18 protein-coding genes are annotated in these 23,282 nt (G+C 69.0%); 10 read left to right on the top strand and 8 right to left on the bottom strand.

Features of this window, described 5'->3' with window-relative positions; translation table 11 throughout:
• Positions 1–30: 30 nt before the first annotated feature.
• Positions 31–1,206: a S1C family serine protease gene (locus Q8M88_RS07520; RefSeq protein ID WP_305595969.1), complete on the top strand. Its 1,176-nt coding sequence runs from the start codon at positions 31–33 to the stop codon at positions 1,204–1,206.
• 6 nt (positions 1,207–1,212) lie between these two features.
• Here Q8M88_RS07520 and sthA read toward each other — a convergent pair whose 3' ends face one another.
• Entirely contained in the window at positions 1,213–2,631 is a 1,419-nt protein-coding gene (gene sthA / locus Q8M88_RS07515) for a Si-specific NAD(P)(+) transhydrogenase (protein WP_305595967.1), read from the bottom strand.
• Positions 2,632–2,814: 183 nt separating this feature from the next.
• Between sthA and Q8M88_RS07510 the strand changes: the two genes are divergently transcribed.
• Genes Q8M88_RS07510 through Q8M88_RS07500 form a run of 3 tightly spaced genes read left to right on the top strand, consistent with a single transcriptional unit; the run spans position 2,815 to position 5,452 of the window.
• Positions 2,815–3,366: a glutathione peroxidase gene (locus tag Q8M88_RS07510; protein WP_305595965.1), complete on the top strand. Its 552-nt coding sequence runs from the start codon at positions 2,815–2,817 to the stop codon at positions 3,364–3,366.
• A complete protein-coding gene (locus Q8M88_RS07505; RefSeq protein WP_305595963.1) occupies positions 3,363–4,535 on the top strand; it encodes an acyl-CoA dehydrogenase family protein in 1,173 nt (390 codons plus the stop codon). The genes Q8M88_RS07510 and Q8M88_RS07505 overlap by 4 nt, the downstream gene beginning before the upstream one ends.
• Positions 4,532–5,452 carry a CoA ester lyase gene (locus Q8M88_RS07500; protein WP_305595961.1) on the top strand — a complete coding sequence of 307 codons (921 nt, stop codon included), beginning with the start codon at positions 4,532–4,534 and terminating at the stop codon, positions 5,450–5,452. The genes Q8M88_RS07505 and Q8M88_RS07500 overlap by 4 nt, the downstream gene beginning before the upstream one ends.
• A 6-nt stretch (positions 5,453–5,458) precedes the next feature.
• Here Q8M88_RS07500 and Q8M88_RS07495 read toward each other — a convergent pair whose 3' ends face one another.
• The 5 genes from Q8M88_RS07495 to Q8M88_RS07475 form a co-directional block, all read right to left on the bottom strand.
• A complete protein-coding gene (locus tag Q8M88_RS07495; RefSeq protein ID WP_305595959.1) occupies positions 5,459–6,850 on the bottom strand; it encodes a HAMP domain-containing sensor histidine kinase in 1,392 nt (463 codons plus the stop codon).
• Positions 6,847–7,578, bottom strand: a complete 732-nt coding sequence (locus Q8M88_RS07490) for a response regulator (protein ID WP_305595957.1) — start codon at positions 7,576–7,578, stop codon at positions 6,847–6,849. The genes Q8M88_RS07495 and Q8M88_RS07490 overlap by 4 nt, the downstream gene beginning before the upstream one ends.
• 74 nt (positions 7,579–7,652) lie before the next feature.
• Positions 7,653–8,183, bottom strand: a complete 531-nt coding sequence (locus tag Q8M88_RS07485; protein ID WP_305595955.1) for a Spy/CpxP family protein refolding chaperone — start codon at positions 8,181–8,183, stop codon at positions 7,653–7,655.
• 106 nt (positions 8,184–8,289) lie between these two features.
• Complete coding sequence (locus Q8M88_RS07480; RefSeq protein WP_305595953.1) at positions 8,290–8,838, bottom strand: hypothetical protein; 549 nt, start codon at positions 8,836–8,838, stop codon at positions 8,290–8,292.
• A 228-nt stretch (positions 8,839–9,066) separates the two neighbouring features.
• On the bottom strand, positions 9,067–9,951 hold the full coding sequence (locus Q8M88_RS07475; RefSeq protein WP_305595951.1) for a DMT family transporter: 885 nt from the start codon (positions 9,949–9,951) through the stop codon (positions 9,067–9,069).
• Positions 9,952–10,299: 348 nt separating this feature from the next.
• Here Q8M88_RS07475 and Q8M88_RS07470 point away from each other — a divergent pair, with 348 nt between their 5' ends.
• Together Q8M88_RS07470 and Q8M88_RS07465 are read left to right on the top strand one after the other, a co-directional pair.
• Positions 10,300–11,568, top strand: coding sequence for an MFS transporter (locus Q8M88_RS07470; protein ID WP_305595949.1), 1,269 nt, complete (start codon positions 10,300–10,302; stop codon positions 11,566–11,568).
• 76 nt (positions 11,569–11,644) lie between these two features.
• Positions 11,645–13,204, top strand: a complete 1,560-nt coding sequence (locus Q8M88_RS07465; protein WP_305595947.1) for a tannase/feruloyl esterase family alpha/beta hydrolase — start codon at positions 11,645–11,647, stop codon at positions 13,202–13,204.
• Between the two features lie 4 nt (positions 13,205–13,208).
• On the opposite strand, the gene Q8M88_RS07460 is transcribed toward Q8M88_RS07465, so the two are convergent.
• Positions 13,209–13,505 carry an aldo/keto reductase gene (locus Q8M88_RS07460; RefSeq protein ID WP_305595945.1) on the bottom strand — a complete coding sequence of 99 codons (297 nt, stop codon included), beginning with the start codon at positions 13,503–13,505 and terminating at the stop codon, positions 13,209–13,211.
• Between the two features lie 195 nt (positions 13,506–13,700).
• Between Q8M88_RS07460 and Q8M88_RS07455 the strand changes: the two genes are divergently transcribed.
• Positions 13,701–14,405: a hypothetical protein gene (locus tag Q8M88_RS07455; protein ID WP_305595943.1), complete on the top strand. Its 705-nt coding sequence runs from the start codon at positions 13,701–13,703 to the stop codon at positions 14,403–14,405.
• A gap of 2 nt (positions 14,406–14,407) precedes the next feature.
• Positions 14,408–15,169 carry an FkbM family methyltransferase gene (locus tag Q8M88_RS07450; protein WP_305595941.1) on the top strand — a complete coding sequence of 254 codons (762 nt, stop codon included), beginning with the start codon at positions 14,408–14,410 and terminating at the stop codon, positions 15,167–15,169.
• Here the strand turns inward: Q8M88_RS07450 and Q8M88_RS07445 are convergent.
• Entirely contained in the window at positions 15,166–17,070 is a 1,905-nt protein-coding gene (locus tag Q8M88_RS07445; RefSeq protein WP_305595939.1) for a bifunctional 2-polyprenyl-6-hydroxyphenol methylase/3-demethylubiquinol 3-O-methyltransferase UbiG, read from the bottom strand. The two genes, Q8M88_RS07450 and Q8M88_RS07445, sit on opposite strands and share 4 nt — an antisense overlap.
• Positions 17,071–17,205: 135 nt before the next feature.
• Here Q8M88_RS07445 and Q8M88_RS07440 point away from each other — a divergent pair, with 135 nt between their 5' ends.
• Both Q8M88_RS07440 and pyc read left to right on the top strand, forming a co-directional pair.
• Positions 17,206–19,605: an HAD family hydrolase gene (locus Q8M88_RS07440; RefSeq protein ID WP_305595937.1), complete on the top strand. Its 2,400-nt coding sequence runs from the start codon at positions 17,206–17,208 to the stop codon at positions 19,603–19,605.
• A gap of 177 nt (positions 19,606–19,782) precedes the next feature.
• Positions 19,783–23,265: a pyruvate carboxylase gene (pyc, locus tag Q8M88_RS07435; RefSeq protein ID WP_305595933.1), complete on the top strand. Its 3,483-nt coding sequence runs from the start codon at positions 19,783–19,785 to the stop codon at positions 23,263–23,265.
• The last annotated feature ends 17 nt before the right edge of the window (positions 23,266–23,282 follow it).

The raw sequence follows: 23,282 nt of genomic DNA, 5'->3' as shown, positions 1-23,282 counted from the left end.
CGTAGGGACACTTTTCGAGGACGAAAAGCCATGGGGCGGCTCCAGCGCACAGCGGCGGTGTTGGTTTTGATAGCTTCACCATCATACGCATCGGCGGCGTCGCCGGAAGCTTGGCTGGGCGCCGCGCCGCCCTCGGTCGAGGGGGCGGCGAAGTCTGGGAACACCACCCTGCCGCGCATCCGACGCGGGCCTTCCGCCGCACGCCTGGGCGCGACGCTGGCGAGACTGCAGCCGGATGCGCGCTCCACCACGCGCGGGGGCGCGGAGGTGCGCGTCTATCAGGAGGCGTCCCCTTCCGTGGTCCTGGTGATCACCGACGAGTCGCTGGGCTCCGGCGCGTTGATCAGCGCCGACGGCAAGATCATCACCAACCTGCATGTGGTGGGCGATGCGGAGGAGGTCGGCGTGATCTTCAAGCCCAAGACCGAGGGCGACAAGGTCGGCGACGCCGACGTGCGAACCGCCAAGGTGATCCGCCGCGACGCGGTCACCGACTTGGCCCTGCTGAAGGTCGCCGAAGTGCCGGCCGGCGTGAAGCCGCTGGTGGTCGGCGGCGCGGCCGACGTCCAGATCGGCTCCGACGTCCACGCCATCGGCCACCCGACGGGCCAGACCTGGACCTACACCCGCGGCATCGTCAGCCAGATCCGCAAGGACGAGACCTGGTCAGTCGAGGACAAGATCGAACACCGGGCGACGCTGATCCAGACCCAGACGCCGATCAATCCTGGCAACTCCGGCGGACCGCTGCTGGACGACAAGCTGGAGATCATCGGCATCAACAGCTTCGTCAGCGACGGCGAGGGCCTGAACTTCGCGGTGTCGGGCGACGACGTGAAGGTCTTCCTGACGCGGACGAGCGATCGGCTGTCTGCGCCGGTCGCCGTGGATCCGAACTGCAAGATGACCGTCCTGCTCAGCGAGCGGACCACCGACCCCGCGGGAGTCAAGGAGCTGGTCGACCAGGACTGCGACGGCGACAGTGACTTCGTCTTCCTGCTGCCCGACAACAAGCGCGATCCGATGATGGCGCTGTTCGACACCGACGCCGACGGCAAGGTCGACAAGGTTGTCGTCGATGAGAACGGCGACGGGAAGCTGGACTACGCCCTGCTGGACACTGACGGAGACGGCAAGCCAGACATGCGCGGCGCCATCCGCAAGGGCGAGAGCGAGCCCTCGCGATACGAGAAAATCGAGGACTAAGCTCGCCTACGCCGCCGCGCGCGGCATACGGTTCCAGGCGTCCAGTGCGGCCACCTTGTAGGCCTCGGCCAGCGTCGGATAGTTGAAGGTGTTCTCCACGAAGTAGTCGAGCCCGCCGTTCAGGTTCACCACCGCCTGGCCGATGTGGATCAGCTCGGTCGCGCCTTCGCCGACGATGTGGACGCCCAGCAGCCGGCGGGTGTCGCGGGCGAAGATCATCTTCATGAAGCCGGTGGAGATGCCCATGATGTGCCCGCGCGAGGTCTCGCGGAACCGCGCCACGCCGCACTCGTAGGAGATCGCCTCGGCGCGCACCTGTTCCTCGGTCATGCCGACGGTAGAGATCTCCGGCACCGAATAGATGCCATAGGGGAAGAACTCCGGCGGGGCGTGGGCCGGCTCGCCGAACGCGTGGCAGGCGGCGATGCGGCCCTGCTCCATGGAGGTCGAAGCGAGGCTCGGGAAGCCGACGATGTCGCCGGCCGCGTAGATGTGCGGGACATCAGTCTGGAACGTCGCCTTGTCGGCGACCAGCCGGCCGCGGGCGTCGCATTCAAGTCCGCAGGCCTCGAGGCCGAGATCGCCCACAGCGCCCTCGCGGCCCGCCGAGAACAGCACCATGTCGGCGCGTAGCTCGCGCCCGTCGTCCAGCGCCACCAGGCAGTTCTGCGGGCCGTCGGCCACCGCCGAGACGACCTTGCAGCCCAGCCGCATGACCACGCCGCGGTCGCGCAGGTCGTGGACGAACTCCTCGGCCAGCTCCCGATCCAGGAACGGCAGGAGGTTCGGATTGGGCTCGACCATCGTCACCTTGACGTCCAGCGCGCTGAAGATGCTGGCGTACTCCACGCCGACGACGCTGGCGCCGACCACCACCAGCTGGCGGGGGATGCGCTGCAGGCCGAGGATCTCGTCGCTGTCGAGGATGCTCTCGCCGTCGAAGCCGATGTGCGCGGGCCGGTAGGGCCGTGTGCCGACCGCGATCAGGAAGCGTCGCCCAGCGTAGGTCTCGCTGACGCCTTCGCCCGTCACGGTGATGGTGTGCGGGCCGACGAAGCGCGCGGCGCCGCGCACGGTCTCGACATTGTTGCGGGCGAACTGATGCTCCAGCACCTCGACCTCGTGATCGAGGGTCATATGCAAGCGTTTGCGCAGGTCGTCGGCGCTGATGTTCTGGCGCGCCCGGTAGGCGCGACCATAGAAGCCGCGCTCGCGCCAGCCCGACAGGTTGAGCACCGTCTCGCGCAGGGTCTTGCTGGGGATGGTGCCGGTGTGCACCGAGACGCCGCCGACCCTGCGACCGCGCTCCACCACCAGCACCCGCTTGTTGAACTTGGCGGCCTGGATCGCCGCGCGGCGCCCGGCCGGACCGCTGCCGATCACGATCAGATCGTACGGCTCGCCGGAGATTTGCGGTTGCGTCACGGCTGGCGCCTCGTGGTGGACTTGCGACTAAGGCAGCCTAGGCGACACGCCCTAAGATTTTGCGACGCACAACATCGTTCGGCAGGGAGCCGGTGGATTGCGAGCCCAGTGTGATCCGTCGCATGATATCTCGGCGCCGAACGCCTCGGCCGCACGCTTGTCCCCACCTCGAAGGACCGACCGATGGCCGAGAGCCTCTACGACATCCCCCTGACCAGCATCGACGGCGCGCCCACCAAGCTCGGCGACCACGCCGGCAAGGTGCTGCTGGTGGTCAACGTCGCGTCGAAGTGCGGCCTGTCCCCTCAGTACGGCGCGCTGCAGGCGCTCTATGCGGCCAAGCGCGACGAAGGCCTCGTAGTGCTGGGGTTTCCCGCCAACAACTTCCGCGACCAGGAGCCGGGGACGGAGAACGAGATCGCCGAGTTCTGCAGCACCACCTACGGCGTCGACTTCCCCATGTTCGAAAAGATCTCGGTCGCCGGATCCGACAAGCACCCGCTGTACAAGGCGTTGACCGTGGCCGCCCCGGTGACCCAGCGCGACGCTGGAATGCGCAAGCGGCTGGAGGGCTTCGGAATCGAGACCGGCCCTCCCGGGGAGGTGCTCTGGAACTTCGAGAAGTTCGTGGTCGGCCGCGACGGCGCCGTGGTGGCCCGCTTCTCGCCTGATGTGACCCCCGACGACGCCGAGCTCGCTGCGACCCTCGACAAGGCGCTCGCCGCGCCGGCATGAGCTTCACCGAGCCGTACATGACCGAGGAACGGCGGATGATCCGCGCCAGCGCGCGCGCATTCACCGAGCGCGAGGTCACGCCGATCGCCAACCGGCTGGACCCCATTCAGGGGGACATTCCGCTCGAGCTGATCGAGAAGATCGCCGAGGCCGGCTACTTCGGCATCCTGATCCCGGAGGAATACGGCGGCCTTGGCCTGGGCGTGTTCGAGTACTGCCTGATCGCCGAGGAACTGGCGCGCGGCTGGATGAGCGTCGCCAGCCTGCTCGCCCGCGGCAACAGCATGCCCGGCACCCACCTGATGAGCGAAGCGCAGCGACAGGAGATCTTGCCTCAGGTTGCGAGCGGTCGGCTGCTGGGCGCGCTGGCGATGTCGGAGCCCGACACCGGCTCGGACCTCTCTGGCATCAAGTGCAAGGCGGTGCTGGACGGCGACGAATGGGTCATCACCGGCCAGAAGTACTGGTGCACCTTCGCCGACGGCGCCGACTATCTGGTGGTGGTGGCGCGCACCGAGCCGGACATGGCGCTGCGCCACCGCGGCCTCAGCGCATTCCGGGTCGACAAACCGCGCGGCGAGCTGCCGAACGGCGTCTCTGGCTCGCCGATCCCCAAGATCGGCTACTTCGGCTGGAAGACCTGGGACCTTTCGTTCGACGGTTGCCGCATCCCTGAGGACGCGCTGATCGGCAAGCGCGGCGAGGGCTTCTACGTCATCAGCAAATGGCTGGAGTCTGCGCGCGCCCACACCGCCGCCCGTGCTTTGGGCCTGGCGTCAGCCGCGCTGGACGAGGCGACCGCCTATGCGCAGACCCGCGTCCAGTTCGAGCGCCCGATCTCGGAGTTCCAGGCGATCCGCTTCAAGATCGCCCAGATGGCCACCGAGATCGCCGCCGCCCGACACCTGACCCAGCATCTGTGCGTGACCCTGGACCAGGGCGTGCGCAGCGACATGGAGGCCGGCATGGCCAAGCTATTCGCCACCGAGATGGCCGAGCGGGTGACCAGCGAGGCGATGCAGATCCTGGGCGGCGCCGGCTACACGACTCTGTTTGCGGTGTCGCGGCACTGGCGCGACGCCCGCCTGACCAAGATCTTCGAAGGCACTTCGGAGATCCAGTTGCGGATCATCTCCGACAACATCCTGGGCAAGGAGAAGGGCCGGTGAGCGCGCGGCCGGACCGGCTGCGGCGCTGTCAGCTTTCCGTCCCCGGCAGCAACGCGCGGATGATGGAGAAGGCCGCGGGCCTGGACGTGGACCATGTGTTCCTCGACCTGGAGGACGCGGTCGCGCCAGCGGAGAAGGCGGCGGCCCGCAGCAAGGTGGTGCATGCGCTGAACACCCTCGACTGGGGCCGCAAGACCCGTTGCGTGCGGGTCAACGACATTACCTCGCCCTGGGTGCTGGACGACGTGCTGGCGGTGTTCGAGGGCGCCGGCGACAACCTCGACACCCTGATGCTGCCGAAGATCCGCACCGCCGCCGACATGGCCTTCTTCGACCTGCTGCTGACCCATCTTGAGTCGAGGGCTGGGCGAACCAGGCGCATCGGGCTGGAGATCCTCATCGAGGAGGTCGAGGGCATGCACAACCTCGACGCCATCGTTGCCGCAACCGATCGGCTCGAGGCGATCGTGCTGGGCATGGTCGACTATTCGGCGTCGCAGAACATGGACCCGCTGGGCGCGGTGGGGCGCAGCGCCTATCCAGGCGACCTTTGGCACTACGCGCGCAACCGGATGATCGTCGCCGCCCGCGCCAACGGCCTGGACATGGTCGACGGACCGTTCTCGGACATCGGCAATCGGGAAACTTTCGAGGAGGAATGCCGCCGCGCCCTGGCGCTGGGCTGCGTCGGCAAATGGGCGCTGCATCCCGATCAGGTGGAAGTCGCGCAACGCTGCTTCTCTCCCGACCCTGCGGCGGTCGAACGCTCGCGGCGCATGCAGTCGGCCTACGACGAGGCGCTGAAGGCCGGCGTCGGCGCCATCCGCTTCGAAGGCGAGATGGTCGACGTCGCCACTGTGCGCACCGCACGGCGCGTCACCGACGCGGCCGACCGGATCGCCCGGCTGGCGGGTTAGCGCGCCTCATCCCGACGCCGGCAGGGTCACCGTGGCGCGCAGGCCGTTCTCGCCGTTCGACAGGGTGATGTCGCCGCCGTGCGCCCGCGCCGTGGAGCGCGCGATCGCCAGGCTCAGGCCGATGCCGCCGGTGTCCAGATTGCGCGAGGCGTCGGCGCGGTAGAACGGCTGGAACACCCGCTCCAGGTCTTCCTCCGACAGTCCCTCGCCGCGGTCGGACACGACCACCACGGCGTTGTCGCCCTCGCGGCCGACATCGATGCGCGCCTGAGCGCCGTAGCGCACGGCGTTCTCCACCAGGTTGACGAACAACCGCTGCAGGGCGGCTGCGTCGCCGTCGACCATCACCGGACGCCCGCTGGCGATCTCCACGTCGGCGCCGACCATGGCCGCATCGTCGACGACGCATTCGACCACCGACAGCAGGTCGAGCGGCTCGTGCCGCTGGGGTTCGCCTTCGTTGCGGATGAAGGCCAGCACGCCGCCGATCATGTGCTCCATCTGGGCGACGTCGGACAGCACCTGGGCGCGCAGGTCGCCCGGCGCGGACTCGACCCTGAAGCGGATGCGCGCCAGCGGCGTGCGCAGGTCATGCGAGATCGCGCCAACCATCGCCGTGCGGTCGTCGATGTAGCGCTTGAGCCTCGCCTGCATGCCATTGAACGCCTCGGCCGCCACGCCGATCTCGGCGGGGCCGGTCAGGGTCATCTGCGGTCCCTGCGGATTGCGTCCGAGCTGCTCGGCGGCCTGTGAGAAGCGCTTCAGCGGGGCGGTGATCCGGCGCGCGAACAGGTAGGCCGAGAGGCCCACCACCGCCAGGCTCGCCAGCAGCCACATCAGCCCGCGCTTCTGCCACTCGGTCGGGAACGGCTCGGGACTGGATCGCACTACCGTCCAGCCGCCGCCGGGGCGCTGCACCGCGGCGATGAAGTCTCCGAAGATCGGCGCCTCGCCGCCCATGCGCATGCCGCGCATGGCCCGCGGAGGCCGCATGTGCCCGTCGGGTGGCGGGCCGAACATCCTGTGCGGATCAGGGGGGCGTCCGAAGCGGCCCACCTCGAACGGCGCGCGCGTACTCAGGCGCACCTCACCGCGCGGCCGTCCCAGTGCGAGGGCCAGGGCTCCTGCGCCAGGCCTGGCGCCGCGTCCGTGGGCGAATTCCTCCGGCAAGGCGGCACTCTCGCTGCGGACCATCGGGCGGCCGTAGCGCGCCGACAGCGACCCGCCCTCCAGCGCTGCGGCGACCTCGTCCACCCGGTACATCGGCGGATGCGGAGGCGGCGTCAGCAGGATGACGGCGAAGCTGACAAGGTGCGCGATGACCAGCACCGCGATCAACAGGCCGGTCAGTTGCAGGCCGATCGGCGCGCCCAGCCGGCCGGGCCGGCCGTTGATCATCCGCGGGTGACCTTGGCGTCGAACATGTAGCCGGCGCCGCGCACGGTCTTGATGATCTCTTCGTCGGCGCAGGCATGGAGCTTGCGGCGCAGCCGGCTGATCTGCACGTCCACCGCGCGGTCGAACACATCGACCTCGTGGCCGCGGGCGATGTCCAGCAACTGGTCCCGCGACAGGATGCGCTGTGGGTGCTCGAGGAAAGCGCTGAGCAGCGAATACTCGCCGGAGGTCAGCAGGATGGCCGCGCCGTTCGGGGCGCGGAGCTGGCGGCGCTGGGCGTCGACCACGAAGCCCTGGAACTGGTAGGCCTTGCCGCGCTTGGGCGCGCCGCCGCGCACCTCGTCCAGTCGCCGGAACACCGCGCGCACCCGGGCCAGCAGCTCCCGTGGGCTGCAGGGCTTGGCGAGATAGTCGTCGGCGCCCAGCTCCAGGCCCAGCACGCGGTCAACCTCCTCGCCCATGGCGCTGAGCATGATGATCGCCGGCCCACCTTCGGACGATAACCGCCGGCAGATCGACAACCCGTCTTCTCCGGGCAGCATCAGGTCGAGGATCACCAGGTCGATCGGCGAGGCGCTCAGCACCTGCTCCATGGCGCGCGCGTCCGCTGCGGCGTGGAGTTGATAGCCATAGTCCCCCAGGTAGCTGGCGATCTGCTCGCGCAACTGGTTGTCGTCGTCGACCACCAGGATGTGGCGCGCGGGGAGCACCGGCGGGGCGGGGATCATGGAGACTCCTCTGTCGAGGAACTGTGGCGCGGTCATAGCGACTTCGCCAAATTCTCCTTGCGCGGCGGCGATGCTCATCGTGGCGGGTCGCCGTGGCTCATGTGGCCGCCGTCCGGGCCACCCATCATCGCGCGCCCGCCATGCATGCCGCCGCCCATGCCGCCTTCTGGGCCGTGCAGGCGCATCAGCGCGTCGAACACCTGCTTCTGATCAGCGCTGAGCGTGGCGTAGAACGTGGTCAAGGCGCGGCGCGCACCTTCGGCCCGCTGACTGCGCTCCGCGTCACGTTTGCCCATGCGGTCGATCCGTTCCGGCGTCGTCAACGGCCCGGGCTCGCCCATTCGCCGGCGCATATCCATCCGTTCGCCCGGCGTCGGGCGGTCGTGGGCGGCCATCAGCGGGGACAGCGCAGCTTCTTGGTCGGGGCGCAGGCGAAGGACGGTCTTCAGGTCCTGGGCGCGTTGACGTTCGCGCGCGTCGTGCATCGCCTGCATGGCGGCGGGCGTGCGGTCGGGCCGGGGCTCGTCCTGCGCCTGGGCGGAGACGGCGCCGAGCGCGAGCGCGATGGTGAGCGGCGCGATGGTCAGAAGGTAGCGGCGGGACATGAAGGCTCCTGTCTGTTTTGCGGCCTTCAATCTCGCATGCGACCTGTCCAGCAGAATGTCGGGCGGTGAGACGCTGAAGACACCAACCTGAAACAGGCCGTGGGGATCAGCGCCGCCAGCCGGCGCGTCCAGGCCTCGGGCCAGATCCGCCGGCGGGCATGTCGTCGTAGCACCTCGCGGCGCGAGCGAAGCCGGGTCCAGGTCCCGGGGCCACCCGCCAGCCGGCGCGATCGGGTGCGCAGCTCCGATCCTGTGACGAGGTCACTGCATCGCCGGAGCCGAACGACAGGCCCAGGGCCTGGATGCGCCGTGATCCGAAGCGCCCGTCGAAGCTGGACTTCTCGATCGCCACACTCAGCAGGCTGCTCTCGCGGACCGGGAAGTCGGTGCGTGCGTACAGGCTGCGATAGCCGTTCGAGCCGACGCCGAGGCTGACCTCCCCGTGCAGCTTGCGCGGCGTGGCCGACGAGACCGCGCCCGGAGTCTTGTCCTGCGGCAAGATGAGGGCGGGTGATGACCTCAAGTAGGCGTCGATCTGATCGGAGACGCTGGAGGGCGCGACGCTGGCGGGGATCGAGGGCACGTCGTCGGCGAGCGCTGGACCGGACGCCAGGGCGGCGGCGAGGCTCAGCGCCAGGGCGATGCGGGGTCCCATGGGCGATCTCCTTCGCGCGCAGACCGCGCCGCGATTGAGGCCGCTGTGTTGCGGTTCGGAATCATCGTCGTCACAAGCGATACAGAGGCGATACCGCAGCGCCCTAGTTGGGCCGCAACAGGCCTCCATCCATGGCGTCGCGCCGCAGCCGAGGGTCTCCCCACCGCCCTCCGTCCCGCTGCGTCGCCGCGGCCGCACAGGTTCACCGCGTCCCGCGCCACGGCTGGCTCAGGTCGCGGAGGGTTTGCGGGTCTCGCGCAGGATGACGTAGAGACCGCTGGCCATCACCACGAGACCGCCGATCACCGTGGTGACACGCGGCAGCTCGTTCCACACGAGGAAGCCCAGCAGGCCGTTCCAAAGCAGGGTCGCGTAGTCGAACGGAGCGACGATCGCCGCCGGCGCCAGGCGATAGGCCTGGGTCAGCAGCAACTGCCCGATACCGCCCGCTACCCCCATCAGCACCAAGTAGAGCAAGGTCAGCCTGTCCGGCGTGGTCCAGACGAACGGCAGGGCGACCAGGCCGACGAGCGTGGCGGCCACGGTGAAATAGAAGGCGATGGTCGGGCCTGACTCCGTGCTGCCGAGCTGACGGATCGCCAGCATGGCGCCGGCCGAGCCGGCCACTTGGAGAAGAGCCAGCGCGACGCCGATGCTGGCCATGTGGACTGGATCGGGGCGCACCAGAATCAGCATGCCGCAGAAGCCGACGATGACCGCGCCCCACTGATGCCCGCTGACCTTCTCGCGCAGCACCGGCGCGGAGAGTGCGGTGACCAGCAGCGGCGTGCAGAACATGATCGCCGTGAACTCGGTCAGCGGCAGCATGCCCATGGCGGCGAAGCCGCAGACCATGCCCGTGACGCCCAAGATCGAGCGGATCGCATGGGAGCCGGGCCTGGAGGTGCGCAGCATGCCGAACCCGCCGCTCGACAGGATGGTGATGACGATCGGGATGAAGGCGAAGGCGTTGCGGAAGAACACGATCTCGAAAGTGTTCACGCCGCGCTCGGCGCACAGCTTGACCAGCACGGCCATGAAGCCGAAGGCGACCACCGCGGCCAGCCGGAAGGTGATCCCAAGACCGATCCTGCGCACCGGTGCGCCCGCCATGCCGATCCCCCCTGCAGGCGCTCGTCGCCTCCGGCGCCTTCCTTGCGCCGCGCCAGGGATATGAAGGCCCCGGGCCGCGCCGCGGTGGCTTGTTACACAGGTGACGGCGAAGCGCGAGGCGCCGGCTATGCGGCGCCCTTGACGACGTTACGACGGATGCGGGCCGATCCGTCGTCGGCCAGATCGATCCGGGTGGAGGTCAGCCGCCAGCGGGCCAGCGATGGCGGCGTTGACGCGGTCGATGCCGGCGCAGGCGGCGTCGCCGCGTGGCGATCACGCTGTCGCGCGACTGCGCCGCCCGCGTATAAGCTGGACGGCAAAGACAAGAAACGACGGGGCGGGACACCGATGTACAAGGCCAAGGAGTGGCTACTGCTTGGCCTGATCTTTTCAGGCGCGCTGATCGGCTACATGGATCGCGCGGTGTTCGGCGTGCTGGCGCCGATGATCCAGCAAGACCTGGATCTGGACCCCGCCGAGCTGGGCCTGGCGCTCAGCTTCTTCTCCATTGGGTATACGCTGTTCACCGTCGTCGGCGGGTGGCTGACGGACCGCTTCGGACCCCGGCGCGTGCTGGGCGTGGCGATGCTGATCTGGTCGGTGTTCTGTGCGCTGACCGGTGCGGTCAACAGCTTGCTCGCCCTGCTAGGCGTGCGGTTCGTGTTCGGCGTCGGCGAGGCGCCGTTCACGCCGGCCACCAGCAAAATGACCTACTCCTGGTTCGGCTCGAGGCGCTACGCAGGCGCCTACGGCTTGGCGAGCGCCGGCCAGCCGCTGGGCGGAGCGGTCGCCGGGCCGATTGTCGGCGTCATCGCGGTCGCCGCCGGTTGGCGCGCGGCCTTTGTCGCAGTCGGCGCCATCGGTCTGGTGTGGCTGGTCGCCTGGATGCTGCTGGCCCGCGACCGTCCGCAGGAACCCGAAGTCGACGCCGACGCCCCGCCGGCGCCGGTCGCGCGCAGCACCATCAACCCCGGCCAGACATTGTGGGGATCCATCGCCCACCCGGCGGTGGTGGCCAGCGCCGCCGGCTTCTTCGCCTACGGCTACCTGCTGTATTTCTTCCTGTCCTGGTTCCCCAGCTACCTGTCCAAAAGCCTGCATATGGACCTGGCGCACATGAGCCTGGCGACCGCCGCGCCGTGGGGCGCCGGCGCCCTGGGACTTGTGGCGGGCGGCTACTTGTCCGACATGCTCTCGCGGCTGCTGAAGAACGAGATCCTGGCCCGCAAGCTGATGATCGTCGGCGGCCTGGCCGTCGCCGCGGTCTGCGTGGCGCTGGCGCCGCAGTTCCGCACGCCGTTCTCGGCCCTGACGCTGATGGGGGCGGCGATCTTCTTCATGTACCTGACCGCCGCCAGCTACACCGCGCTTGCGGTGGCGACGACGCCTGAGCGCCACATCGGCTCGGTCGCCGGCTATCTGGTGTTCGTGGCCAACGTCGCCGGCATCTCCGCGCCGATCATCACCGGGGTGATCATCAAATCGACCGGCGACTTCAACGCCGCCTTCCTGCTGGCCGGCGCGATCGTGGTCAGCGGCGCGGTGGCGGTAGCCCTGCTGGCCTCGTTCCCCGGCCGCAGGCGTGCCGTCGCCGCGGTCCCGCCGACCGGCGTTTGATTGCCGCTCGGCAGGTGCGGCGCTAAGCTTCAGCAAAGGCCGGCGAACGCCCGGCCAAGACAGGGGGACGTCGACCATGGGCCGAGCCATGATCTGGGCGCTTGCGGGCCTTGCGGCCACGACGGCTTCGTTCGCGCCCGCGCTCAACCGCGGCGACCACGCGATCGCCGCCGATGCGGCCGCAGCCTGTTCGGCGCTGGCGCAGCCAGGGCGGTTCCCCAAGACCAAGGTTCTGGAGGCGGCCCTCAAATCGGCGGGCGAGTCGCAGGCCTTCTGCGAGGTGGTTGGCGAGGTCTCGCCGGTTGCGGGTTCGAAGATCGGCGTGGTGTTCCGCATGCCCGAGCGCTGGAACGGCAAGGTGATCGGCATCGGCGGCGGCGGGAAGGCCGGCAATGTGCGCCTCGAAGGCGACTCTGGCGCGATCAGCTATCTCGCCCGCGGCTACGCGACGCTGCAGACCGACGCCGGACATCCGAGTGCCGATTCTCGCGACAACACCTGGGCCGCGCTGCCGAACGGCGAGGCGAACGTCCAGGCTTTGGAGGACTTCGCCTACCGCGCCGTCCACTGGACGGCGGTGGTCGGCAAGCAGGTGGCGGCCGCCCACTACGGTCGCGCGCCCGAGCATGCTTATTTCCAGGGGTGTTCGACCGGCGGACGCCAGGCGCTCGCCTCGGTGCAGCGCTACCCCGAGGACTATGAGGGCGTCATCGCCGGGGCGCCGGCCTTCGCCAACCGACCCTTGGCCAGCATGATCATGGCCGGCCGCGCCTTCGCCGATCCCGCGTCGAAGCCCTCGAAGGCGCAGATCTCGTTGATCAACGACTCGGTGCTGGCGGCGTGCGATGCGAACGACGGCCTGAAGGACGGCCTGGTCACCGAACCGCTGAAGTGCGCCTGGGACCCCAAGGTGCTGGCCTGCAAGCCCGGCCGGTCCGGCGACGCCTGCCTGACCCCCGCCCAGGTGGCGGGCGTGCGCACGGTCTATCAGGATCATCACGCGGCGGACGGCACGTTGGTGACCTTCGGGCTGCCCAAGGGATCGGAGCTGAGTTCCTACGACTTCTTCGTCACGCCGACGCGCGACATCCAGTATGTCTGGGGCATGCACCACCAGGCGGCCGGCCTGGAGCGCGACGCCGACCTCGACCTCTCCAAGAACGATCCGGTGGCCAACTACGCCGGCGAGCGGAACGCCCTCTCCAACGTGCTGATCTACAGCGAGAACCCGGACATCTCGCCGTTCATGCGCCGCGGCGGCAAGCTGCTGATGTGGACCGGGACCTACGACCAGCTGATTCCGGCGCGTTCGACCTACGACTACTTCGAGGCGATGCGCCGGGTGACCGACGTGCAACTCAAGGCGGGCGCCAGCAAGATCGAGGTGGCGGATCGCACGCGGCTGTTCACCGCCGTGGGCGTCTCCCACTGCGGCGGCGGCGCGGGTCCGGGGCGGTTCGATGCGTTGTCGGCGCTCGAGGCCTGGGTCGAGAGGGGCGAGGCGCCCTCACAGCTCGTCGCCAGCGATCCGGAGGGCGCTGCGCCACGTCGCTCGCGCCCGATGTGCCAGTACCCGGCTCTGCCGCGCTACAAGGGCGGCGACCCCAATAGCGCGGCGAGCTTCACGTGCGGCTAGCCGGCTAGCCGGCTAGCGGTCGGCGTCGACCGCGCGCCACGGGTGGGTCAATGCGTCGAGCTTGGCCTTGAGGTCGGCGGACAAAGACGCCGGTCTCGGCCGCGGCCAGGCTGTCGGCGAGCTGCTCGGGCCGGCTCGCGCCGATGATCGCCGAGGTGATCGCCGGGTGGGACAGCACCCAGGCCACCGCCATCGTCGTCATGCTCATCCCAGCCTCGGCGGCGGCCGTCGGATTGCACGGGCGCAGTTCGCCGCGCGCGGTCGCCTGACCCAGGAATTCGGCTAGCCGCGTGTGGTCCATCAGGGGTTGGCCAGGCCTATCTGCTGGCGACGATCGACACCTTCCGTCTCTCCGGATGGCTCAGCGTGCTGCTGATCCCGGCCATCCGGCTGACCCGCAAGGCGTTTAGCGGCGGCGCGCCGGCAGCCGCCGACTAGGCTCTCGTTAACCATAAACTCGCATGGTCGCCGCTTACGACTGTGCGAGGAGGCCCAGTTGACGGAAGACCATGCCCACTGCGTCGCCAGGCGCCTTGCCGAGGCGATCGGCGCGGCGACGATCGAATCGCGCCCAAGCGAGAACTTCTACATCGAGGACGCGTTCCCGCCGGAGGTGTTCCAGGAGATCCTCGCCCGCCTGCCGGCCGACGAGGCGCTTGACGACATCCGCCATCCCGACGCCGTCGCGCCGGACGGCCGCGTCACCCGCAAGCTGCTGGACTTCACCGAACAGTCGTTGGAGCGGCTGGATGCGGCCGACCGGGAGTTCTGGCGAGGCCTGACCCAGGCGCTGACCTCTCAGACCCTGCTGAACGCGCTGGCCGCCAAGTTCCGCGTCACCCTGGAGACGCAATACGGCGCCGACCGCCCGGCGATGACCGCGGTGCCGCTGCTCTACCGCGACCTGCCGGGCTACCGCATCGGCGTGCATCCGGACGCGGCGACCAAGATCGCCACTCTGCAGTTCTACCTGCCGGCCGACGACAGCCAGGTCCACCTGGGCACCACGTTCCACGAGCGTACGCCGGACGGCTTCCAGGAGCTGAAGACCAATCCGTTCAAGCCTAATTCGGCCTACGGATTCGTGCGCACCGACGAGAGTTGGCACAGCGTCAAGGAGCTCGGACCCGACGAGGCGATCCGTAACTCGCTGGCGCTGACCGTCTACCACCGCGGCCTCCAGTACAGCTCGGCGATGTAGCCATGATCGACGTCGATGTGGCGAGCGCCCTGGGCCTGGGCGATGTGGGCGTCACCTCGACCCCGGCGGGCCCGATCTTCTTCGCGCGGCAGGGCAGCGGCTGGCGCTACGACACCCTGCTCACCAAGGAGCCGGAGACCATCGAGTGGATCGACGGCTTCGAGCCCGGCGAGACGCTGTGGGACATCGGCGCCAACGTCGGCGTCTATTCGCTGTATGCGGCCAAGCGGGGGTTACGGGTCCTGGCCTTCGAGCCGCACTTCGCCAACTACTTCCACCTGTGCGCAAACATCATGCTCAACGGCCTGCAGGACCAGATCACCGCCTATTGCCTGGCCTTCGCGCAAGAGCCGGCGGCCAGCACCATCAACCTCGCCGACGTCAGCTTCGGCCACTCCATGTCCAGCTTCGGCAGCGACCTGGATTTCCGCGGGCGACCCTATGAGGTGGCCTTTCGGCAGGGGATGATCGGCTATGACATAGACGGCTTCTGCCGCGACCTCGGCGTCGCCGTCCCCGACCATGTGAAGATCGATGTCGACGGCATCGAGCTCGATATCGTGCGCGGCGGCCGGGTGGTGCTGGCGGACACGCGCGTCAAGTCGGTGTCCATCGAGCTGATCGAGACCGACGCGGCCCAGGTCTCCGGCGTCGACGAGGTGCTGGGCGCCGCGGGGCTGACCTTCATCCACAAGAAGCAGAACCCGGAGTTCCGCGACACGCCCACCGGCGACGTGCTGAACTTCCTGTACCGGCGCGGCTAGAATCCCACGCCGGCGAGGCGGCGGTTCTCCTGCTCCAGGTCCTTGGCCCAACTGGCGAGGCCGAAGCGTCGTGTGTCGATCTGGCGGGCGAACAGGCCCGGGCTGCGGCGCCACAGCGGCAGGTTGGCCAGCGCGCTGGCGCACTGCGAGCCCATGTCGATCACCTCGGCCAGCTCCTGCAGCCCGAAGGGCAGGGGGCTGGCTGCGTCGCCGATGACCTCGGTTGTGGGGGCTCGGGCGGCCTCCAGGGCTTCGCGCACGCCAGCCTCGAAACAGGCGCGCGCGGCGCCTTCGTCTCCGGCGGTCAGGTGCAGTCGGCCTTCGAAGAAGCTGGCGGCCACGGTCTTCGTGGCCAGCAACGGCGAGAACGCGCGCCAGTCGAGCTCGGCGGCCTTGCGGTACCAGGCGATGGCGCCGGCATGGTCGCCCGTGAGCTCCATCAGCTTGCCGGCCAGGAAGGCGTGGGAGATGCGCCAGCGCGCGGTGTGCGCGTCGCCGCCGTTGTCGCCTGCGGCCTCGTAACTTTCGATCAGCCCGATGACGTTCGGCACGTCGTCCAGGCTGCGACCCTCGAGGACGCGATAGCCCAGCACGGTGATCGCTCCGCCGCGATCAGGGGAGTCGGCGCGGGCGTTCTCGGCGATCATCAGCGCCAGGCGGAACAGCTTGTCGTCGTCGCGCAGCCGTTCGCCCATCTGGATCAGCGTGCGGTAGAGATACGGGTTGTCGTAGGAGCCGGCGAAATCCACCACGGTGGGCAGGCTCGCGCCGTCGGCGGCGAACTGCGGATGGCGGAAGCCGGCGATCTGCGCCTCGTCGGCGGCGAAGGGGTTGGCGGAGACCACCGCCAGCAGCCACTCGGTATCGTCGTTGGCTTCCATCGGCCACTGGCGCAGCAGGCGCGGAGATTCCGGCAGCTTGAAGCCGCCCGGCGCCGACTGCACGTACTTGGACTCCAGGATGAAGTGCTGGCCGAGGCCCTGTGCAAGCTTGTCCCAGTCGAAGACGTGCAGGTGGTGGGGGTTGGGGTCCTCGCCGGTCTCGTCCATCCAGCGGTCGGGCACCGAACAGACGACGCGGCCGTCAGGCTTCAGCACCCGGCGGAAGGCGGCCAGCGCACCCTCCCAGTCCGGCACGTGCTCCAGGGTCTCCATCGACACGATCAGATCGATGGAGCTGTCGGCCACGCCCTCCAGCACGGCCACGTCGCCAGCGGCGTAGCGCAGGCCGGGCCCGCCGTAGTTGGCCTGCGCGTACTCGGCGGTCTCCGGATCCAGGTCCATGCCCAGGAAGTCCGCGCCGCGGGACAAGGCGGCCAGCACAGCGGCGCCGTATCCCAGGCCGCAGGCGCAATCCAACACCCTGTCGCCGGGCCGCACGTACTCCGCCGCCAGCGAATAGCGCACGACATGGGCGTCGGCGCGCGAGCCGGACTCTCGCAGCATGTCCATGTGCAGGCCGCGGTCCTTCTGCAGGTCCTCCACCGACCAGCGTGCCGCGGCGGCCGCGGGAATCCGCTGGTAGAAGTTGACGATCCCATAGGCCGTGTCGTTCAGGCCTTCGTACTCGTGGGTCAGCAGGCCGGCGGGGTGGCGGCGCCAGCCCGCCGCGAACAGCACCTGGTCGCCCTCCCAGCGGTTCACCTCCAGGCAACGCAGGACCAGGGTGTCGGCGCTCTTGAAGCCCGACAGGACGCGCAGGATCGGCGCGATCGGGCTGACGCCTGCGAGGTCGAGGATGATCACGTCGAACGCCTCGCCCACCGCGTCCTCGGCGCGGCGCGCGCGACAGCCGTTCAGCGCCAGTTCGCGGACCAGGGCGTCGTCCTCGGATGCGCCGACATGGACCATTGAGCCGGCCCCGATGCGCTCGACGATGGCCTTGGCGAACTGGATGCTCATACGCGGCTCCGCAAGGGGGGCTTCGGATCGTCGGACCCTCGCGCGCGCGGAGAAATTTAGCGTTAACGGAAACCAAATGCCCAGCGCCTAGGACCAGAGCCAAGGTCCATCGCCCTGCTCGAAAGGCGCACCCTCATGACCGAACGGTCGATCACCCCCGATCGCCTGGCCAGCGCCCTCGACGCCGCGCCCGCCGGCCTGAAGGTGCTGTCGCTGGACTGCTTCGACACCCTGATCTGGCGCAATACGCATGCGCCGCGCGACGTGTTCGCCGAGTTGTTCTCAGACACCGCCGGCGTCTACCACCGCATGTGGAGCGAGGAGGCCGCGCGCGAGCGCGCCATGGTCCGCCACGAACGCTCCGAGATCACCATCGCCGAAATCTACGACGGGTTGCTGGAAGACGCCGACCCTGCCGAGCGCGCAGACGCGATCGCGCGCGAACTGGCGGCCGAGGCCCGCCACACCTTCGCCTTCGCCCCCACCGTGGCGCTGATGCGCGCGGCGAAAGCGCGCGGCATGAAGGTTGTGGTGGTCAGCGACATCTACCTCAGCCGCGACCATCTGGAAGCGCTGATCCGCTCGGCCGCCGGCGACGAGGTGTTGGGCCTGATCGACCGGATCTTCTGTTCCAGCGAGTACGGCGTGACCAAGTCGACGGGCCTGTTCCGCGATGTGCTGCGCGAGTTGGCTGTTCCCGCCGGCGCCGTGCTGCACCTGGGCGACAATCGCGTGGCCGACTACGAAGCGCCGATCGCCACGGGCGTCAAGGCGATCCACCTGGAGCAGTTCGACGAGGCGACCACGCAGCGCCTGCGGCTGGAGGCTGCGGTCCGCGCGATCATCGAGCCGGCCGGCATGGCCGCCCAGGCGATCCGCCAGCCGCATCGCGCCCAGATCGCCATGGTCGGCGCCGACGTCTCACCGGCGCCACGCTTCGGCTACGCGACCCTGGGCCCCATACTCCACGGCTTCGCCCGCTGGGTGAAGGACGAGGCGAAGGCGCTTCGTCAGCATACGGACGGCCGGGTCCGCCTGGTGTTCCTGCTGCGCGACGGCCACCTGCCGCGCCGGGTCTATGAGGCGATCGCCGACGCTGACGGTCCGGCTGTCTCGTCGCTGGAACTCAGCCGGTTCACCGCCACGGCGGCGGCGATGACCGAAGCGGAGAAGATCCGCCGCTTCGTTGAGAGCGAACTGACCATCACCCGCCAGGATGTCATCGCCCGCCAACTCCTGTTCGACCGCGACGAGGTTAAGCGCCTGGTGCGCGACGCCGGCGGATCGTCCGCCGCATTCGCCGAGGCCGTGCTCGCGCCCAAGTCGATCGAACGGATCGTCGCCCGATCGACCGCGTTCGCCGCGCGGCTGATCAAGTACGTCGCCAAGGAGACCGGAGCGCGGGCCGGCGACACCCTGGCGCTGGTCGACCTGGGCTACAACGGCACCGCCCAAAACCAGATCGCGCCGCTGTTCGAGACCGCGCTCAAGGTCAAGGTCGCCGGCCTCTATCTGCTGCTGCGCGCCCAGGAGCGTACCCGCCACGACAAGCGCGGCTTCATCGGTCCGGACCACTACGACTTCACGACGCTGTCGGGCCTCAGCACCAACGTCTCGGTGCTGGAGCAGCTCTGCACCGTGGCGCAAGGCTCGGTCGTCGACTACACGGCCGACGGCAAGTCCGTCCGGGCCAAGGTCAGCGTCAAGGGCCGCCAGAGCGCGGTGCGCGAGGCGATCGGCGAGGCCTGCGTCGACTATGCGCGCAGCTACGGTCAGGCGTTTGTCCGACCGCCGGCTTCCGACGACGCCGACGCCAGCCGCCAGGCCGCCGCGGCCGCCATGGCCCGCCTGATGTTCCTGCCGACCAAGGATGAGATCGATGTGCTCAAGGACTTCGAGCACGACGTGAACCTCGGCACCGAGGACATGCTGAAGCTGTTCGACGCCGACCGCGGGGCCGAGGGCCTGCGCCAGAGCGGGCTCTACTACCTGAAGAACGCCGACCGGATGTACCTGCCGGCCGAGATCCGCGACGAAGGCCTGCCCCTCAGCCTGGCGCTGCTCACCCAGCGGCGGTTCGGGCTTCAGCTCCGCTACGCCGATTTCCTGCACAAGCCGACGATGATCCCGATCATGGTCGCCGGCGGCGGTTCGGTGGAGCTGACCCAGGTCGAGGCCTACGCCACCCACGACGGCTACTTCCGCGCCACCGCGCCGGTGGGCGACTGCCGCTTCGCGATCGGACTGCAGTTCGGCAAGCTCTATGCATTCGTGCAGATCGAGGCGGTGTCCTTCGCGCCGCTGCAGGACCTGGAGGCCAAGGTGGGTCACGCCCTGGCGCCGCCCATCCCAGCCCAGCGCCTGTACGAAGGCATGAGCGAGGCCGCGCCCGGCCTGTTCCGCTGCGACGACGAGAACGCCTTCATGATGGTCCCGCCGCCGGCCCGCGCCGACGACCGGCCGATGGTGCTGAACGTGATCTTCCGTCCGATCGCTGAACGGGCGCCCTCAGCCGGTCAGGTCGTCGCGGCCTGAACCGACCGAAGGCAAAGCTGCGAGATTGCATGCAGACCCGCATTTTTTGGGCGCGCGCCTGCCCGCCTCTCGTATAGAACGCAGCCGCCTGCCCTAGCGGCAGGCGGGACGTTCCGGGGCGGGCGAAGGGCCGGTTCAAGGATTCCAGCGTCCTGACCTCAAGCCGAAGATCATCACTTGCGCGCCATCAAACGCCTGCTCGTCGCCAACCGGTCGGAAATCGCCATCCGCGTGTTCCGCGCCGCCGCGGAAATGGGGATCGCCACGATCGCGATCTATGCCGAGCAGGACAAACTGTCGCTACATCGGTTCAAGGCTGACGAGGCCTATCTGATCGGCGCCGGGATGGGACCGATCGAGGCCTATCTGTCGATAGACGAGGTGATCCGCGTCGCGCTCGAGGCCAAGGCCGACGCGATCCATCCTGGTTACGGGTTCCTTTCGGAGAGCCCCGAATTCGCCGAGGCCTGCGCCGCCGCCGGCATCGCCTTCATCGGCCCCAGCCCCGCCACCATGCGAGCCCTCGGCGACAAGGTGGCGGCGCGCAACCTGGCGATCTCCGCCGGCGCGCCAGTGATGCCGGCGACCACGCCGCTGCCGAACGACCCGGCGGAGATCAAGCGGATGGCGCAGGTGGTCGGCTATCCGGTGATGCTGAAGGCCTCGTGGGGCGGCGGCGGGCGCGGCATGCGCCCCATCGAGGCCGAAAGCCAACTGCTCGACGCCGTCGCCTCTGCCAGGCGCGAGGCCAAGGCGGCGTTCGGCAAGGACGAGGTCTACCTGGAGAAGCTAGTCCAGCGGGCGCGGCACGTGGAAGTGCAACTGCTCGGCGACAACCACGGGAACCTGTTCCACCTGTTCGAGCGCGACTGCTCGATCCAGCGCCGCCACCAGAAGATCATCGAGCGCGCGCCGGCCCCCTATCTGGACGAGGCGCAGCGTGCGGAGCTGTGCGAGGCGGCCCTGATGATCGGCCGCGCCGCCAACTACGTGGGCGCGGGCACCGTCGAGTTCCTGATGGATGTGGACACCGGCGCCTTCTATTTCATCGAGGTCAATCCGCGCATCCAGGTGGAGCACACCGTCACCGAGACGGTCACCGGCATCGACATCGTCAAGGCGCAGATCCGCATCACCGAGGGTGGGCGCCTGGGCGTCGCCGAGGAGACCGGCGTGCCGCCGCAGGCCGAGCTGCGGCTCAGCGGTCACGCGCTGCAGTGCCGGATCACCACCGAGGACCCGGAGAACAACTTCATCCCCGACTACGGCCGGATCAGCGCCTATCGCGGCGCGTTCGGCTTCGGCATCCGCGTTGATGGCGGCACCGCCTATTCGGGCGCCGTGGTCACCCGCTTCTACGATCCGCTGCTGGAGAAGGTCACCGCATGGGCGCCGACGCCGGCCGAGGTGATCGCGCGGATGGACCGGGCGCTGCGCGAATACCGGATCCGCGGGGTGGCGACCAACCTCGCCTTCGTCGAGGCCGTGCTGGCGCATCCGAAGTTTCAGTCGAACGCCTACACCACCCGCTTCATCGACGAGACGCCGGAGCTGTTTCGCCGCAGCGCCCGACGCGACCGGGCGACCAAGCTGCTGCGCTACGTCGCCGACGTCAGCGTCAATGGCCAGCCCGAGGTCCGCAACCGTCCCAGGCCCTCGCCCCAGGCCCGCAAGTCCGTGGCGCCGGTGTTCGCACCGGCTGCACCGGCCGACAGCGCGCGAAAGCGCCTGGAACGTCTTGGCCCCAAGGGTTTTGCCGACTGGATGTTGGCTCACGACCGGCCGCTGGTCACCGACACCACCATGCGCGACGCCCACCAGTCGCTGCTGGCCACGCGGTTCCGCACCATCGACATCGCCCGCGCCGCGCGGGCCTACGCCGACGGCCTGCCGGAGCTGATGTCCCTGGAATGCTGGGGCGGGGCGACCTTCGACGTCGCCATGCGCTTCCTGCTGGAGGACCCGTGGGAGCGACTGGCGATGCTGCGCGAACGCACGCCGCACGCCCTGATGCAGATGCTGCTGCGCGGCGCCAACGGCGTCGGCTACGCCAACTATCCCGACAACGTGGTGCGCTTCTTCATCCGCCAGGCGGCGGACGCCGGCGTCGACCTGTTTCGGGTGTTCGACTGCTTCAACTGGGTCGAGAACATGCGCGTCGCCATCGATGCGGTGGCCGAGGCCGGCAGAATAGCCGAGGGCGCGATCTGCTACACCGGCGACATCCTCGATCCGTCGCGGCACAAGTACTCGCTGGCCTACTACGTGGGCGTGGCCAAGCAGTTGGAGGCCGCCGGCTGCCACGTGCTGGCGATCAAGGACATGGCCGGGTTGCTGAAGCCCGCGGCGGCCAAGGTGCTGATCACCGAGCTGAAGCAGCAGGTCGGCCTGCCGATCCACCTGCACACCCACGACACCTCCGGCATAGCCGGGGCGACGATCCTGGCCGCGGTGGACGCCGGCGTCGACGCCTTCGACGCGGCGATGGACGCGATGTCCGGAACCACCTCGCAACCCTGCCTGGGCTCGATCGTCGAGGCGCTGCGCGGGACCCCTCGCGATACTGGCCTCGATCCCGAGGCGATCCGTTCGATCAGCTTCTACTGGGAAGCGGTGCGCGGCCAGTACGCGGCGTTCGAGAGCGACCTGAAGTCCGGCGCCTCGGAGGTCTATCTGCACGAACTGCCAGGCGGCCAGTTCACCAACCTGCGCGAACAGGCCAGAGGCCTCGGTCTGGACTCCCGATGGCATGACGTGGCCCGCGCCTATCGTGCGGCCAACGACATGTTCGGCGACATCGTCAAGGTGACGCCATCGTCGAAGGTCGTCGGCGACATGGCGCTGATGATGGTCTCGCAAGGGCTGACGCCGAGCGACGTGCTGGACCCCGCGCGCGACGTGGCCTTCCCGCAGTCGGTGGTGGAGATGCTGCGCGGCGATCTGGGCCAGCCTCCCGGCGGGTGGCCCGCCGACCTGCAAAAGAAGGCGTTGAAGGGCGCCGAGGCCTATACCGCGCGTCCGGGCTCGCTGATCCCGCACGCCGACCTGGAGGCGGTGCGCACCGCCGTCAGCGCCCGCGTCGGCCGTCAGATCGACGACAAGGGCCTGGCCTCGTCACTGATGTATCCCAAGGTGTTCGAGGACTACTGCGCCAGCGACCGCGCCTATGGGCCGGTGTCGCGGTTGCCGACGCCGACCTTCTTCTACGGCATGAGCGTTGGCGAGGAGATCGCCGTGGAGCTGGAACGCGGCAAGCGGCTGGTGGTCACCTTGCGCGCGATCGGCGAGGCGGACGACGACGACGGCCTGGTCTCGGTGTTCTTCGAGCTCAACGGCCAGCCGCGGGTGGTCAAGGTTCCCGACCGTTCCGTCACCGGCAAGACCGCCGTTCGGCCCAAGGCCGACGACGAGGACGAAGGCCACGTGGCCGCCCCGATGCCGGGCGTGGTCTCCTCGATCAGCGTGCAGGAGGGCCAGACGGTGGCGCGCGGCGATCCGCTGTTGTCGATCGAGGCGATGAAGATGGAGACCCAACTCTACGCCCAGGTCTCCGGCATGGTCGCCAAGCTGCACGTGACCCCGGGCGCCGCGATCGACGCCAAGGACCTGCTGATCGAACTGGTCGTCGCCGACGAGCCGGTCCTGGAGACGGTGGACTAGACCGGCTCCGAGCCCAT

This window comes from Phenylobacterium sp., from assembly GCF_030693805.1.
Taxonomy (GTDB): domain Bacteria; phylum Pseudomonadota; class Alphaproteobacteria; order Caulobacterales; family Caulobacteraceae; genus Phenylobacterium.
The sequence above is the reverse complement of the archived record's forward strand: the minus strand, read 5'-3'. Positions and strand labels throughout refer to the sequence as shown.